Here is a 15,197-nt window from a genome sequence, read left to right on the forward strand (position 1 = left end):
GGTACCGAGTGCGATACAAGGCGTAACGATGTTGCGCAGGGCAAGAAGTTGAGAGTGAAAGGGCGGTTCACCTCATGAGACCCATCGCACGAGTGGTCGCGGCCCTCGGTCTGGTCGCGGCGGCAGCGGTCGGCAGCGGCGCGACGGCCGCGCACGCGCAGTCCACAGCCGGCTCCGTGGGCACGGCCGGCACAGTCAGCACAGCCGGCACGGGGATCCAGGCGGAAGGCGAGGTCGCGTGCGGCTACGACTACGGGGCCTGCTGGCGGCAGTGGTACGAGTACGGGTTCGTCAAGAACTACATCGTCAGCGAGATCTACTACCGCGGCGGCGGATATCACTTCTTCTGGTGGAACTGACGCCCGCGTCCGGACCGGCCGCTGCCTGACCCGCAGGCAGCGGCCAGTTCTTTCCTGCTGAGGTTTACAGCGCTGTAGACATCCGATTTACAGCGCTATAAGGTCGCGGGCATGCCGAGCAGCCGCCCGAACATCCTGTTGTTGATGACCGACCAGCACCGGGCCGGTTTCACCGCCGGGTCCGGGTTCGGGCTGGACACGATGCCGTGTCTCGACCGGATCGCGGCCGCCGGAGCGACGTTCGACCGGGCCTACACCAGCTATCCCGCCTGCGTGCCGGCCAGGACCAGTCTGCTGACCGGACGGTTCCCGACCGCGCACCGGGTCCGGCAGAACAGCAACGCCCAGCACGCGTACTACGCCGACGACCTGCTCGACGTACTCCGGGGCAGCGGCTACTCCCTGCACTTCGCCGGCAAACCGCACATGCACCGGACGGCCGACGACTTCGACACCTTCCACGGCCCGTTCATGCACGACCGCGGTCCGACAGCCTCGAGCACGGAAGCCGCGTTCGACCAGTGGCTGCACGGTCTCGACCACGGTGTCGCTGCCGAGCCCACGCCGTACCCGCTCGAAGCGCAGTTGCCCTACCGGATCGTGTCCGGCGCACTCGACGCGCTCGCGACGACCACCGAGGCGGATCCGTTCTTCCTGTGGGTGTCGTTCCCCGAGCCGCACAACCCGTACCAGGTGCCGGAGCCGTACTTCAGCCTGTTCGCGGAAGCAGACGTCCCCGACCGCGTGGCCGGCCCGGAGGCGATCCCGGAGCTCGGCTGGCGCTATCGCTGGCTGCACGACGTGGTGAGCCAGAAGCGTCCCGGGTACGACGACGCCTGGCGCCGGTACCGCGCCAACTACCTCGGCATGCTGCGCCTGATCGACGACCAGCTCGAGCGCCTGCTGGCCGGGCTCGGTGACCGGCTCGACGACACTCTCGTGCTGTTCGTCAGCGATCACGGCGACTACGTGGGGGAGTACGGCCTGCAGCGCAAGGGCGCGGGCATGTCCGACGCGCTGATGCGGATCCCGTTCGTGATCAGCGGGCCGGGCGTGCAGGCCGGGCATCGCGACGAGTTCGTCTCGCTCGTCGACGTACTGCCGACCGTGTGCGAGGTGGTCGGCGCCGACCTCCCCGACGGCGTCCAGGGCCGGAGTCTCGCGCCCCTGCTCGCCGGTGAGACCGGACCGGCGGCCGAGTTCGGCAGCATGTACGCCGAGCTCGGGTACGGCGGTGTCTCCTACGACGAGACCGACCGGCCGGAGCTGCATTTCCCGTACGACGGCTCGACGTACGACGAGCTGAACAGCGTCACCCAGAGCGGTGGCGAACGCATGGTGGTCAGCGGCCACCACAAGCTGGTCGTGGACGATCGCGGCCGGCGAAGGCTGTTCGACCTGCGCGCCGATCCGGCCGAGCTGGTCGACCTGTCCGACGACCCCGCCCACCACGACGTGCTCGACGCGCTCCAGGCCACCTTGCTGCGCTGGCTGATCCGCGTCGCCGACGACCTGCCGGCCGGGGCCTACGTACCGAAGACGACCAAGCACAACTGGCGCTGGGCCTGACCCGCGCGGCGCCACGTACCCCTGGAGGCGCACGATGGCAGCAATCTCTCGACGGACCCTGCTCGGGTTCGGGGCGGCCGCCGCGGCCGCCGCGGCGGCCGCGGCCCTGCCCGGCTGTGGCGGCGGTGGCGGTGAAGGCTCGTCCGGCGGCCTGCGGGTCGCCTGGTACGGCGGCGACCCGGTGCACAAGGCGATGGACGCGGCGCTGGCCGCCTTCGGCGCCGATCACGGCGACACGAAGCTGACCACCGAGCGGGCCGCGTTCGCCGACTACTGGGACAAGCTCGCGACCCAGACAGCGGGCAAGAAGAGCCCGGACGTGTTCCGGATGTCGATGAGCTACTTCTCCGACTACGCGCAGCGCAAGGCGCTGCTGGACCTGTCCGGCAAGCCGATCCCGCTGGACGCCCTCGACAAGGACGTCGCCGAGAGCGGCAAGGTCGACGGCAAGCTGATGGGGATCGGGCAGTCCTCGATCACGCACGCCACCTTCCGCAACCCGCAACTGGTCGCGAAGGTCGGCGGACAGCTCCCGGAGCAGTGGAGCTGGCAGACGTTCGCGACGTTCGCCAAGGACTTCGCCGCCGAGGCCGGACCGGGCTCCTACGGCACGACGGATGCCGGTGGCAACTTCCAGATCTTCGAGGTCTGGGCGCGTGAGCACGGGCCCGGCGTGTTCGCCGACGGCAAGCTCGCGGTCGGCAAGGACGTGATCGAGGACTGGTTCGCCTACTGGCAGGACCTGCGGGCCGCGAAGGCGGCACCGCCGGCCGACGTGTCCGCGGAGGGCGGCTCGTTCGAGACCTCGCAGCTGTCCAAGGGCAAGTCACCGGTCGAGTTCGGCTGGGTCCAGCAGCTCACGTTCTACCAGCCGCTGGTCAAGGACGCCGAGCTGGTGGTCGGCGCCGTACCGGGCAAGACCCCGGGATCGCTGCGCGGGCAGTTCCTCAAGGCGCTCGACTTCTGGGTGGTGTCGTCGGGCACGAAGGACGCCGACACCGCCGCGCAGCTGATCGACTTCCTGGTCAACGACGACCGCGCGGTCAAGGCGATCGGCCTGACCCTCGGCGTCCCGCCGTCGAAGAAGTCCCGGGACCTGATCGCGGCGCAGCCGGACACCCCGGCCGGCCGGGCGATCGCGTACGTCGAGCAGATCGAGCAGCAGGTCGGGCCGTCGCCACAGCCGTGGCCGAAGGGGTACGGCGAGCTGATCAGCGTGTTCGACCGGCTGAACGAGGACATCGGGTTCGGCCGCACCGATCCGGCCGCGGCGGCGGAGAAGTTCAGCTCCGAGGCGAGCCGGGTCCTCGGCGCATGATCAGCCGGACCCTGCCGGAACGGTTGCGGGAGAGTCTGCCGGCGTACGCGTTCCTGGCGCCGTGGCTGATCGGGCTGTTCGGGTTGACGCTGGTGCCGATGGTGCTGTCGTTGTACTACTCGTTCACCGACTACAGCCTGCTCGCCCCGCCGGTCTGGGAGGGCCTGGCCAACTACGAACGCATGCTGTCCGACGACCGCTACCAGCAGTCCCTGGTGGTCACCTTCACCTACGTGCTGCTGTCGGTGCCGCTGGAGCTGGTGTTCGCGCTGGCGGTCGCGGTCGTGCTGAACCAGGGACTGAAGGCGGTCGCGTTCTACCGGGCCGTGTACTACGTGCCGAGTCTGCTCGGCGGCAGTGTGGCCATCGCGATCCTGTGGCGGCAGATCTTCGGCGCGGACGGGCTGGTGAACCAGCTGCTCGGGTCGGTCGGGATCGACGGGCCCAGCTGGATCGCCTCTCCGGACACGTCGCTGCTGACGCTGGTGCTGCTGCGCGTGTGGCAGTTCGGCGCGCCGATGGTGATCTTCCTGGCCGGGCTGCGGCAGATCCCGGCCGAGGTGCTCGAGGCCGCCGAGGTCGACGGCGCCGGCCGGGTCCGCCGGTTCCTGCACATCACCTTGCCGCTGCTGTCGCCGATCGTGTTCTTCAACCTGGTGCTGCAGATCATCGGCGCGTTCCAGGCGTTCACGCCGGCGTTCATCGTCTCCGGCGGCAGCGGCGGCCCGTCGGACTCGACCCTGTTCTACACGCTGTACCTGTACCAGAAGGCGTTCGGCAGCTTCGAGATGGGCTACGCCGCCGCGATGGCCTGGGTGCTGCTGCTGATCATCGCCGGCTTCACCGCGGCGAACTTCGTGATGAGCCGGCGCTGGGTGTTCTACGCCGACGAGCGGGAGGCTCGATGAGTACGACGTACCGCGCCCGGCCGGCCGGGTTGCTGTCCCGGCGGACCGTCGCGCACGCCGCGGTGATCCTGATCGGGCTGGTGATGCTCTACCCGCTGCTGTGGATGGTCAGCAGTTCGCTGGAGCCGAACGACGAGATCTTCGGCTCGGGCTCGCTGCTGCCGCACTCGCCGAGCCTGGCGAACTACCGCGACGGCTGGTCCGGGCCGGGGTCGCCGTTCAGCGTCTACCTGGTGAACTCGTTGCTGATCTGCGTGCTGACGATCGTCGGCAACCTGCTGTCGTGCTCGCTGGCGGCGTACGCGTTCGCGCGGATGTCGTTCGTCGGCCGGCGGGTGCTGTTCGGGCTGATGCTGGCCACGATCATGCTGCCGCAGCACGTCACGCTGATCGCGCAGTACTCGATCTTCCGCGACCTCGGCTGGGTGGACACCTACCTGCCGCTGGTGGTGCCGAAGTTCCTCGGCACCGAGGCGTTCTTCATCTTCCTGATGGTGCAGTTCATCCGCGGGCTGCCGCGCGAGCTGGACGAGGCGGCCCGGATCGACGGCTGCGGGGTGTTCCAGATCTACCTGCGGATCGTGCTGCCGCTGCTGCGGCCGGCGTTGGTGACGACCGCGATCTTCTCGTTCATCTGGAGCTACAACGACTTCTTCACCGCGCTCATCTACGTGTCCGACCCGGCGAAACTGACGGTGCCGCTGGCGTTGCGGACGTTCCTGGACGCGTCCGGGCAGTCGGAGTGGGGGCAGATGTTCGCGATGAGCATCGTCACCATGGTGCCCGTGCTGGCCGCGTTCGTGTTCTTCCAGCGCCGGATCGTCGAGGGCCTGGCCACGTCCGGGCTGAAGTAGTCTGGCGCCTGTGACCACCAGACCGCGGCTGGCCGACGTGGCCGCTCGGGCCGGCGTCTCGATGAAGACCGTCTCGAACGTCATCAACGACTTCCAGCACGTCTCGCCGCAGATGCGCGCCCGGGTTCAGGCCGCGATCGACGAGATCGGCTACCGGCCGAACCTGTCGGCCCGCAACCTCGCCCTCGGCCGGGCCGGGATGATCGCGCTGGTGGTCCCGCAGCTGGACATGCCGTACTTCGCCGCGCTCGCCGGCCAGGTCTTGGAGGCCGCGGCCCGCAGCAACTGGGTGGTGCTGATCCAGCAGAGCGGCGGTGATCCGACCGTCGAGCGCCAGGCGCTGGCCGGTCACTTTCCGCAGCGCATGGACGGGCTCATCCTGAGCTCGCAACGGATCGGTCCGGCCGAGCTTCGCGACCGCACGGACCGGACACCGCTGGTCATGCTCGGCGAGCGGCACTACCAGGGCACCGCGCAGCATGTGGCGATCGACAACGTCGCCGCGGCCGAGACCGCCGTACGCCATCTGATCGAGCTCGGCCGGCGGCGGATCGCGATGATCGGCTCGAAGCCCACCGACCGCCGGCACCCCCGGCTGCGTGGGTACCGCCAGGCGCTGCGGGCGGCCGGTCTGCCGGAGCGTGCGGACTGGATCAAGCCGATCCGGAACAACCTCGGTGAGGAAGGGGAGCGGCAGATGGCCGAGCTCCTCGCCGAGAACCCGGAGAACCCGCCCGATGCCGTCTTCTGTGTGACCGACTGGGTCGCGCTCGGCGTCATCCGCGCGCTGCAGACCCGCGGTCTGCGCGTGCCCGAGGACGTCGCGGTGGTCGGCTTCGACGACATCCCGTACGGTCGCGCCGCCACCCCGACGCTGACCACGATCTCCCCGGACCGCTCGGCCATCGCCCGGATGGCGGTCGCCTCCCTCGAGGAGCAGATGTCCGCGCTGGCGCGGGGGACGACGTACGAGGTGTCCGAAGAGCTGGCGTCGTTCGAGCTGATCGTCCGGGAAAGCACCGTCGGCGTCAGCGTTTGAGGGCGAAGGACAGCAGCGTCACGCTGTGCGGTGGGAAGTCGTAGGTCCCATCGGGCAGCTTCTGCTCGCCGCGGTCGCGGAGGGCGACCTGATCCGGGCTGCTGAGACTGTTGGACGCCAGTACGTCGTCGACGTCGGCGCCGAGGTCCTTGACCGTCGCCAGCGGCGGCAGGGCGTCCACGCGACCGTCGAGGGTGAGGGTCGCCCGGACCGCGACCGTGCGGTGGCGGTTGATGACGGCCAGCCGCAGGGATCCGCCGTCGGCCGTCTCCGTCGCTGACACGTCGAGGTCGGCGACCGTCGCCGTACGCCCCTGGAACTGGCCGTTGTGGTCGCGTTCGTCGCCTTGCCGCACGGACGCGAGCCGGCCGGGGGAGCGGACGTCGGCAGAGAGCGCGACCGGGCCGAGGTGGTTCTGGTACAGGTCCCAGACGTGGTACGTCGCCGCGCGGACAGCGCCACCTGGACGGGCGACGACGACGCCGTTCGCGTTGAGCAGGTTGACCGTGTTGGCCATCGTGACCGGCACCTCCAGCCCGCTGGCCCGATGCAGTGCGTGGAAGACACCGGCGTAGAACAGCGCGTCGGCGAGGGTGCGCGGGCTCCATCGGTTGACGCGATGCGGCGGCCCGGCGGTCGGCAGTCCGTCCAGGTCGCGCTCGGCCGTGCCGCCGTCGTCGGAGGGCTGCGGGGCAGGCCACGCCGAGGGCTCGACGTGGCGGATGTTCCACTCGTCGAGCGCGAGGCCGAGCGGTTGCCGCAGTCCGTGGCGGGCGGCCAGCTCGGTGACCAGGGCCGAGTAGTTCTGGATCTCCTGCTCGAAGTACAGCGACTGGGCAACGATCGCGTCGTACTCGTCGGCGCCGTCGGTCAGCTGCGTGGTCGCGCCGTACAGGTGGAAGGACAGGTAGTCGATCCGGTCGCCGACGGTCTTGAGTACCTCGTCGGTCCAGCCTTGCCGGTCGTCGGTGAGACCCACGGCGATGAACTGGAGGGACGGGTCCACGGCACGCATGAACTGCGCGTGCTCGCGGGCGGCCGCGGCGTACTCGGTCGCCGTCCGGTGGCCCATCTGCCAGCGGCCGTAGACCTCGTTGCCCAGGCCCCAGTACTTGACGCCGTACGGCGTCGGTCGGCCGTTCGCCGCGCGCTGCCGGGTGTAGGACGTGTCGCCGGCGTAGTTGGTGTACTCGACCCAGCGGACGGCCTCGTCGACGTCCCGGCAGCTGTGCGCCAGGTACGGCTCGGTGCCGACCTCGGCACACCACGCGAGGAACTCGTCGGTGCCGAAGCGGTTGGACTCCTCCTCGCCCCACGCGAGCTCGAGCCGGCGCGGCCGCTCGTCGCGCGGACCGATGCCGTCCTCCCAGTGGTACGCCGAGGTGAAGTTGCCGCCCGGCCACCGGACGACCGGCAGGCCGAGCTGCCGGCAGAGCTCGGCCACGTCGCGGCGCAGGCCGTTGCGGGCGCCCGGTCCGTCGTACGACAGCGGCGAGCCCTCGTCGAACACACCGCCTTCGATGTTGCCGAAGAACGCCGACTCCAGGAAATGGCCGTAGATCAGCGGGTCGATGGTGCCGCGCCGGTCGCGGCGGATGTCGATGGTGGCGGGCTCGGTCACTGGTCACCTCGGTTGGTGTACGTCGCTTCGTCCAGGCCACTGAGCGTGGGGTCGTAGCCGACCTCGCCGACGTCGTACATCGACGTCATCCAGTGGTAGAAGTTGTCGCCCCGGTCGCGCAGCACGGTGTACAGCCGCCGCATCATCCGGCCACGCACCTCCCTCAGCTCGGGGTGTTCGTAGACGTTCTGCAGCTCGTCCGGATCCGTTGCCAGGTCGTAGAGCTCGTTGACCGAGTCCGGGTTGACGACGAGCTTGTAGCGGTCGGTGCGCAGCATGCGCTGCGGGTACGGGAAGTGATGCCCGTGGAACTCGCAGACGATGTCCTGCTCCCACTCGACCTCCGCGTCACCGGCCAGCGGCAGCAGGCTGCGGGAGTCGACCGCGAGCTTGGGGTCGAGGCCGGCGAGGTCGAGGATCGTCGCGGTGCAGTCCAGCAGGCTGACGAACTCGTCCCGGACCACGCCGGGTTGCTGTCCTGGGACCCGGAGCAGGCCGGGCGTGCGGTAGATGTCCTCGTACATGGCCGGACCCTTGTCGTGCAGCCGGTGCGACCCGGTGAACTCGCCGTGGTCGCAGGTGAAGAGGACCGCGGTGTCGTCGACCAGGCCGAGCCGCTCGAGGGCGGCCATCACCCGGCCGAGTTGCTCGTCGATCAGGGCGACGTACCCCTGGTAGACCGCGATCAGCTTGCGGGTCGTCTCGATCGGCATGGTGTCGAACGTCCAGTGGGCGCTGTAGTTGCGCTGCACCGGCGGTTTGCCCTCGAAGGTCTCGGCGATCGACCGGGGCAGCTCGACGTCCGCCGGGTCGACGAGGTCGAAGTACTCGTCGGGGAGGATGTACGGCAGGTGGGGGCCGAAGAAGTGCAGCGCGAGGAAGAACGGCTGCTGCCGGTCGTGGGCGTTGGCGGCGTACCGCTCCAGCAGCTCGATCGTCCGCGTGGCGAGGTAGTACTCGAACGTCGCCTCGACCGGTTGATGCAGCCGTGCGGCGAGCAGGTTGCCCGGCCCGCCGTTCGGCAGTGTGCCCCGGATCCGGTCGGAGATCTCGTACGGCGGCAGGTCGTGCTCGGCCAGGTAGTCGAGGTAGTCGGGGTGGTCGACGGGGTTGTGCCAGCCCGGCAGCGCCGGCCCGTCGAAGCCGAAGTCGTTCGCGGTCTTGTCGGTGCCGACATGCCACTTGCCGACCAGGCCACAGTTGTAGCCCTTCTCCCGCAGGGCTTGTGAGAACGTGAACTGCCCGTCCGCCAGGTCCTCGATGTAGCCGACGTTGCGCTCGTAGTTGGCCAGCAGCCGGTGCCGGAACGGCGCCTGCCCGGTGAGCAGACTCGCCCGCGCCGGCGTACAGATCGCCGTCGGCGTGTACCACCGATCGAACCGCGTCCCGGTCCGCGCCAGCTCGTCCAGCACCGGCGTCCGGCCCAATCGGTTGCCATAGGCACCAAGAGTGTCCACCCGATGCTGGTCGGTCATCAGAAACAGGATGTTCCTCGCGTCGCTCACGGGGCGGCCGCCTCCCTGGGTCGAGGGTCGGGCCTGGTCAAGTTAGCGCTACCATTGGTGTCGGTCAAGGGTTCGGGCGGTGGTCGGGGCCTACGATCAGGCGGTGGGCCGCGCGGGGTGCGTGCGCCCGGACGAGGAGGGAGGGCCGGGGATGCCGCGTCGTGCCGGTGAGCGCCGTCGGCTCGGGCAGCCGTCGATGGCCGACGTGGCCGCCGTCGCCGGCGTGTCCGCGGTCACCGTCTCCCGGGTGGCGAACGGCCACGCCTCGGTCACCCCCGAGACGCGCGAACGCGTCGAGCAGGCGATGAAACAGCTGGGCTACCGGGAGAACACCGCGGCCCGCGCGCTGGCGACCGGACGCTTCGGCACCATCGGCGTGGTCTCCTTCGACCTGACCGCGACCGGCAACCTCTACATCGTCGACGCGGTCATCCGCGAAGCCCAGAACGCCGGGTACGGCGTCAATCTCGCCACCCTGGACGCTGCCATCGACGCGCGGCTGCAGGCCGCCGTTCGCCGGCTCACCAGCCTGGCGATCGACGGCCTGGTGGTGGTCGAGGCGCGGATCCTGGACGCGCCGAGCCTGCGTCTGCCGGCCAATGTCCCGGTCGTGGTCGCCGAAGGTGCTTCGGACGTCGGATATCCCGCGGTGGGAGCGGATCATGGCGCCGGCGCGACCGCGGCCGTCGAGCACCTGCTGAACCTCGGCCACCGCACCGTGCACCACGTCAGCGGCCTGGCCGACTCCTATCCGGCGGTCCGCCGCCGGGACGCGTGGCAGCGGGCTCTCCGACGACGCGAGCGCGAGGTGCCGGAGGCGGTGGTCGGCGACTGGACGGCCGCGTCGGGGTACGCCGCGGGGCTCGAACTGCTGAAGGATCCTGGGGTGACCGCGATCTTCGCGGCCAACGACCAGATGGCGGCCGGCGTACTGCGCGCGGCCGCGGAATCCGGCCGGCGGGTGCCGGACGACCTGAGCGTGGTCGGGTACGACGACGCCGAGGTTGCGGGCTTCCTCTCACCACCACTGACCACGGTCCGCCAGGACTTGGACGGCGTCGGTCGACACTGCGTGAGCGTCCTGCTGTCCTCGATGCGCGGGGACAAACTGGACTGGTCCACGCGGTTGCTCGCGCCCGAGCTGGTCGTCCGCGCCAGCACCGCGCCGCCGGCCTGATCTCCCCGGCCGCGAACTCTTGACGCTGTTCGGGGCGCTGCCTATGTTAGCGCTACCACGAGCCGCAAGGAGTTGGCCATGACCGACCAGAGGTTCTCCCGGCGCCGGATGCTCGGCCTGTCGGGTGCGCTCGGGATCTCCGCCCTGGTGCCCGCGTGCACGGGCGGCGGGCAGTCCAGCGAGCAGGCGACCGCGGATGCGGCCTCCGCATCCGGTGCGGTCACCTGGTGGGACCAGTACCGCCCGCTGACGAAACTGTTCACCAACGACGTCTTCGCCGGCTACATGAAGGAGAACGCCGGCGTGAAGGTCACGCGCCGGGAGATGCCCGCGCCGGATCTCGCCCAGGCCCTGCAGATCGGGCGACGGAGCAACCAACTGCCGGACGTGCACTCGATCGCCGGGCTGGAGGCCGCGCCGGCCGCCCTGGTGAGCGAGGGCTGGTTCCGGCCGATCGGCGACCTGGTCGACGTCGAGGGCAGCCCGGTCGGCAAGTACCTGTACGACGGGATCCACCGGTTCGACGGCAAGATCTACACCTTCCCGGTGTTCACCGGCCGCTGGCACGACGCGATCCCGTGGACCAACACCGCCCTGCTGAAGGCGGCCGGGGTCGACCCGGCGACGTCACCGGCCACCTGGGACGACTTCCGCGCGACCGCCCGCACGCTGACCGAGAAGACCCCGGACGATGTCTTCGGACTCGTTGTCCCGGGCAAGGAAGCGGCGTACCTGGACGCGCTGGTCAACCGGCTGGCGATGACGGCCGGCGGATCGGGCGGGGTGGACTGGAAGACGGGGGAGTATGCCTACGGGTCACAGCCCTACCTGGACGCGTTCGAGTACCTGCTGTCCCTCAAGGCGGACAAGGTGATCCATCCGGCGTCGCCGTCGATGGGGCCCCGGGACGCCCGGGCCCGCTGGGCGGCCGGTCAGGCGGCCGTCTATCCGTGGGGACCGTGGTTCATCGGTGGCCTGAACGTGGAGGAGCCGGAAGCGGTCCAGCGCGGCATCGGCGTGTGGCACGTGCCGACGTCGGAGACCACGCGCAACCTCGTCTACAGTTCGCCGGCCTCGGGGCCGTTCTGGGTGTCCAGCGCGTCGAAGAACGCCGAGACCGCGGCCGACCTGATGCTCCGGTTGGCCTCCGAGGAGGTGCAGTCGAAGCTCGCGTCCACGATGGACGTCCCGCCGGTGCTGCTCGACCGGGTCCGCGGGTCGAAGGCGCATCCGACGTACCAGCAGAACGTCGCGTTCATGGAGGAGGACGTCCGGATCGCGCCGGTGCCCGAGGTGGGTACGCCGGGGGTCGCCAAGGTGCTCGCCGCGATGCGGGACGTGCACCCGAACGTCGGTGAGATCGCCCAGTCGGTGCTCAGCGGATCCGACGTCGACCACAAGAGTGCCCTGAGCAACTATGCGGCCAAGGTGACCGCCGAGCGGGAGCGGGCGCTGGCGGCGGCGAAGAAGGACGGCGCCGAGGTCGGCGTGGACGCGTGGGTGTTCGGCAACTGGGACCCGAAGCAGGACTACACGCAGACGTCGTACGCCGGTCGCTGACCGGGCCGGCGGCCGCGAAGGAGCGCGATGACAACCCTGCTCGACAAGGAGGCGGCGCCGCCGCGCGATGTCCCGGCGCGCGGCGGCCGCCGGGCCCGCGGCCGCCGGACCTGGTGGATCTACCTGTTCCTGCTGCCGACGGTCCTCGGGTACGGCGCTTACACGGTGTACCCGCTGGTGGCGTCGTGGTGGTACGCGCTGCTGGACTGGCCCGGGTTCGCCCGGACCGGGACGTTCATCGGGCTGGAGAACTTCCGCCGGTTGTTCGAGGACGACCTGTTCTGGAACGCCTTCCGCAACTCGCTGGTGTTCCTGGTCGTCGCGGTCCCGCTCCGGGTCGGGCTGGCGCTCGCGCTCGCCCTGGTGCTGAACTCCCGGCGGACGCCGTTCCGCGGCTTCTTCCGCACGTTGTTCTTCCTCCCGGTGGTCACGACCGGCGCGATCGTCGGCATCGTCTTCACCCTGCTGCTCGACGCGAGCGGCCCGATCAGCCTCGGCCTGGTGAAGTCCGGCCTGCTCGACAGCCCGGCCAACTTCGCCGCCAACGCCGGCACCTCCCTGTACGCCGGGATCGCGGTCTGGGTGTGGAAGTGGCTCGGTATCACGTTGATCTACTGGCTGGCCGCGCTGCAGACCATCCCGCAGGACATCCACGAGGCGGCGCTGGTCGACGGCGCGGGCGCGTGGCGCGAGTTCCGGCACGTCACGCTGCCGCTGATGGTGCCGTTCCTGGTCATCATCACGCTGATCGACACCGTGGCCGCGCTCAACGTCTTCGACCTGATGCAGACGTTGACGGCGGGCGGCCCGTCCTTCTCCTCCGAGGTGATCGAGATCTACATCTTCCGGACCGCCTTCCAGGCCACGGTGCCCGAGCTGGGGTACGCGTCTGCGGCGGCCGTCCTGTTCGGCGTACTGACGATCGCGCTGGCCATCGGGCAGGCCGTCGGGGTGCGCTGGGCGCGCGGCCGGATGGGCGCCTCATGAAGCGCAAGTGGGTGACCGGCATCGTCCTCGCGGTGGTGGCCGCGGTGTGGATCTACCCGTTCGTGTGGCTGGTCTCGGCCTCGCTGAAGTCGTCGAGCGAGGTGTTCGGCAAGGGGCTCGACCTGGTCCCGGGCGAGCTGCGCTGGGAGAACTACGCGCGTGCGTGGACCGATGTCGGCTTCGCGTCGTACATGATCAACACCGTCGTGATCACCCTCGGCACCGTGTTCCTGGTGATCGTCCGCAGTGCGCTCGCGGGCTACGTGCTGGGACGCCACGACTTCGCCGGCAAGAAGGTGCTGATCGGCATCTTCCTGCTGACGTTCTTCATCCCCGAGGGCTACACGATCATCCCGATCACGCAGCTGACCGATCAGCTCCACCTGCTGAACACCCATATCGGTGTGATCCTCGGTCTCGGCGCCGGCGGGCACGTGGCCGCGACCCTGCTGTACGCCGGGTACTTCCGCAAGCTGCCCAAGGAGCTCGAGGAGTGTGCCGAGCTGGACGGTGCCGGACCGATCACGATCTTCTTCCGGGTCATGCTGCCGCTCGCCTGGCCGATCACCGCGACCGTGTTCATCCTGACCTTCCTGTTCGCCTGGAACGTTTACCTGTTGCCGCTGGTGTTCACGTTGAGCGACCCGGATCTGCGGACGCTGGCCGTCGGCATGACAGTGTTCGTCGGTGAACAGAGCACCGACTGGTCCGGGCTGGCCGCGGCCGCGGTGATCTCACTGGTCCCCGCGGTGGCCGTGTTCGCCGTACTGCAGCGGCGATTCGTCGACAGCATCGCCGGAGCCGTCAAGCAGTGATTGCTGAAAGGAGCCGAATGAGCCGGCCGAACGTCCTGTTGCTGTGCACGGACCAGCAGAGGTTCGACGCCTTGGGTGCCGCGGGCAACCCGCACATCCAGACCCCACACCTGGACCGGTTGGCCGCGCAGGGAGCGCGGTTCACCAACTGCTACGTGCAGGCGCCGGTGTGCGGACCGTCGAGGGCGAGCCTGATGACGAGCCGCTACCTGCACAACCACGGGCTGTGGGCCAACGGGGTCGACATCTCGCCGGACGAGCGGCTGTTCACCCGCGACCTCGCCGACGCGGGCTACGACTGCGGCCTGGTGGGGAAGTTCCACCTCGGCGCGGCCGCCGGCGGGCGGGTGGAGCCCCGGATCGACGACGGCTTCCGCGTCTTCCGCTGGGCCCACGACCCGTACCTCGCGTGCGAGCAGAACCACTACCACCGCTGGCTCGAGGCCAACTTCCCCGGCGTGCTGGAGCAGTCGCTGGGCAAGGGCCACGACGTCTTCGACCGGATGCCGACCGAACAGCACTACAGCCGCTGGATCGGCGACGAGACCATCGCCTACCTGCGCGAGGCCGCGGGCGACGACAAGCCGTTCTTCTTCGTCGCCAACTTCTTCGACCCGCACCACGGGTTCGGCGCGCCGGCGGAGTACCGCGACCGGTACGACCCCGACAGCCTGCCGCCGCCGGTCGGCAGCCCTGAGGAACTGGCCGGCAAGCCGCCGATCTACACCGAGGCCTCGATCAAGTCGTACGCCGGCAACAGTCCGGGCTTCCGGGACTACACGGCCGCCGAGATCCAGGAGATCAAGGCGCAGTACTACGCGATGGTGACGCTCGTCGACGACGAGGTCGGCCGGATCCTCGCGGTCCTGGACGAGGAGGGGTTGGCCGACGACACCGTGGTGATCTTCACCAGCGACCACGGCGAACTCCTCGGCGACCACCAGATGCTGCTCAAGGGCCCGATGATGTTCGATTGCTCGGTCCGGGTCCCGCTGCTCGTGCGGTGGCCGGGGCAGGTGGCCGAGGGTACCGTGCGCGACGAACTGGTCGAGTGGATCGACCTCGCGCCGACGATCCTGGCCGCCGCCGGAGTCGACGGTCTGGAACGCTCCCAGGGCCGCTCGCTCCTCCCGCTGCTGACCGGCCCGTCGGACGACTGGGTACGGCGTGACTGGGTGCTGAGCGAGTACCGGAACAGCGGATCGCCGTACGACCCGCCCGTACACACCACGATGCTGCGCCACGGCCGGCACAAGGTCGTCGTTCACCACGGTGATACGGCGTCGTCGCGGGCGAGGGACGGGGAGTTGTACGACCTCGACGCGGACCCGGACGAGCTGGTGAACCTCTGGCACGATCCAGCCTGCGCGGAGCTGCGGATCCGCCTCCAGGAGCGGCTGCTCGACGTACTCGTGGCCACGGAGGACCGGTCGTCGCCACGGGTCGCGCAGTACTGAGGCTCCGTAACGGTGGTGTTACCGTAAC

13 protein-coding genes are annotated in these 15,197 nt (G+C 69.6%); 11 read left to right on the forward strand and 2 right to left on the reverse strand.

Features of this window, described 5'->3' with window-relative positions; all coding sequences use genetic code 11:
* The first annotated feature begins 74 nt into the window (after positions 1 to 74).
* The 6 genes from ACQPYZ_RS16955 to ACQPYZ_RS16980 all read left to right on the forward strand — a co-directional run bounded on the left by ACQPYZ_RS16955 (position 75) and on the right by ACQPYZ_RS16980 (position 6,047).
* Entirely contained in the window at positions 75 to 359 is a 285-nt protein-coding gene (locus ACQPYZ_RS16955) for a hypothetical protein (RefSeq protein WP_433169246.1), read from the forward strand.
* 111 nt (positions 360 to 470) lie between these two features.
* Positions 471 to 1,928, forward strand: coding sequence for a sulfatase family protein (locus tag ACQPYZ_RS16960; protein WP_433169248.1), 1,458 nt, complete (start codon positions 471 to 473; stop codon positions 1,926 to 1,928).
* A 34-nt stretch (positions 1,929 to 1,962) separates the two neighbouring features.
* Positions 1,963 to 3,246 carry an ABC transporter substrate-binding protein gene (locus ACQPYZ_RS16965; protein WP_433169250.1) on the forward strand — a complete coding sequence of 428 codons (1,284 nt, stop codon included), beginning with the start codon at positions 1,963 to 1,965 and terminating at the stop codon, positions 3,244 to 3,246.
* Complete coding sequence (locus ACQPYZ_RS16970) at positions 3,243 to 4,154, forward strand: carbohydrate ABC transporter permease (RefSeq protein ID WP_433169252.1); 912 nt, start codon at positions 3,243 to 3,245, stop codon at positions 4,152 to 4,154. The genes ACQPYZ_RS16965 and ACQPYZ_RS16970 overlap by 4 nt, the downstream gene beginning before the upstream one ends.
* Positions 4,151 to 5,008 (forward strand): carbohydrate ABC transporter permease, encoded by an 858-nt coding sequence (locus tag ACQPYZ_RS16975; protein WP_433169254.1) that lies wholly within the window; start codon positions 4,151 to 4,153, stop codon positions 5,006 to 5,008. Before ACQPYZ_RS16970 ends, ACQPYZ_RS16975 begins: the two co-directional genes overlap by 4 nt.
* Positions 5,009 to 5,018: 10 nt before the next feature.
* Entirely contained in the window at positions 5,019 to 6,047 is a 1,029-nt protein-coding gene (locus ACQPYZ_RS16980; RefSeq protein WP_433169256.1) for a LacI family DNA-binding transcriptional regulator, read from the forward strand.
* Here the strand turns inward: ACQPYZ_RS16980 and ACQPYZ_RS16985 are convergent.
* A complete protein-coding gene (locus tag ACQPYZ_RS16985) occupies positions 6,037 to 7,668 on the reverse strand; it encodes an alpha-L-arabinofuranosidase C-terminal domain-containing protein (RefSeq protein ID WP_433169258.1) in 1,632 nt (543 codons plus the stop codon). The two genes, ACQPYZ_RS16980 and ACQPYZ_RS16985, sit on opposite strands and share 11 nt — an antisense overlap.
* A complete protein-coding gene (locus ACQPYZ_RS16990) occupies positions 7,665 to 9,143 on the reverse strand; it encodes a sulfatase-like hydrolase/transferase (protein ID WP_433169260.1) in 1,479 nt (492 codons plus the stop codon). Before ACQPYZ_RS16990 ends, ACQPYZ_RS16985 begins: the two co-directional genes overlap by 4 nt.
* Before the next feature lie 181 nt (positions 9,144 to 9,324).
* Between ACQPYZ_RS16990 and ACQPYZ_RS16995 the strand changes: the two genes are divergently transcribed.
* The 5 genes from ACQPYZ_RS16995 (at position 9,325) to ACQPYZ_RS17015 (ending at position 15,169) form a co-directional block, all read left to right on the forward strand.
* Entirely contained in the window at positions 9,325 to 10,350 is a 1,026-nt protein-coding gene (locus tag ACQPYZ_RS16995) for a LacI family DNA-binding transcriptional regulator (protein ID WP_433169262.1), read from the forward strand.
* A gap of 78 nt (positions 10,351 to 10,428) precedes the next feature.
* Entirely contained in the window at positions 10,429 to 11,910 is a 1,482-nt protein-coding gene (locus tag ACQPYZ_RS17000) for an ABC transporter substrate-binding protein (RefSeq protein WP_433169264.1), read from the forward strand.
* A gap of 27 nt (positions 11,911 to 11,937) precedes the next feature.
* Entirely contained in the window at positions 11,938 to 12,897 is a 960-nt protein-coding gene (locus ACQPYZ_RS17005; protein WP_433169266.1) for a carbohydrate ABC transporter permease, read from the forward strand.
* A complete protein-coding gene (locus tag ACQPYZ_RS17010; protein ID WP_433169268.1) occupies positions 12,894 to 13,712 on the forward strand; it encodes a carbohydrate ABC transporter permease in 819 nt (272 codons plus the stop codon). Before ACQPYZ_RS17005 ends, ACQPYZ_RS17010 begins: the two co-directional genes overlap by 4 nt.
* Positions 13,713 to 13,729: 17 nt before the next feature.
* The gene (locus tag ACQPYZ_RS17015) at positions 13,730 to 15,169 is read left to right on the forward strand and encodes a sulfatase-like hydrolase/transferase (RefSeq protein WP_433169270.1); all 1,440 of its coding nucleotides are present in this window, start codon (positions 13,730 to 13,732) and stop codon (positions 15,167 to 15,169) included.
* The last annotated feature ends 28 nt before the right edge of the window (positions 15,170 to 15,197 follow it).

The sequence above is a fragment of the Kribbella sp. CA-247076 genome (assembly GCF_050942445.1).
GTDB lineage: Bacteria > Actinomycetota > Actinomycetes > Propionibacteriales > Kribbellaceae > Kribbella.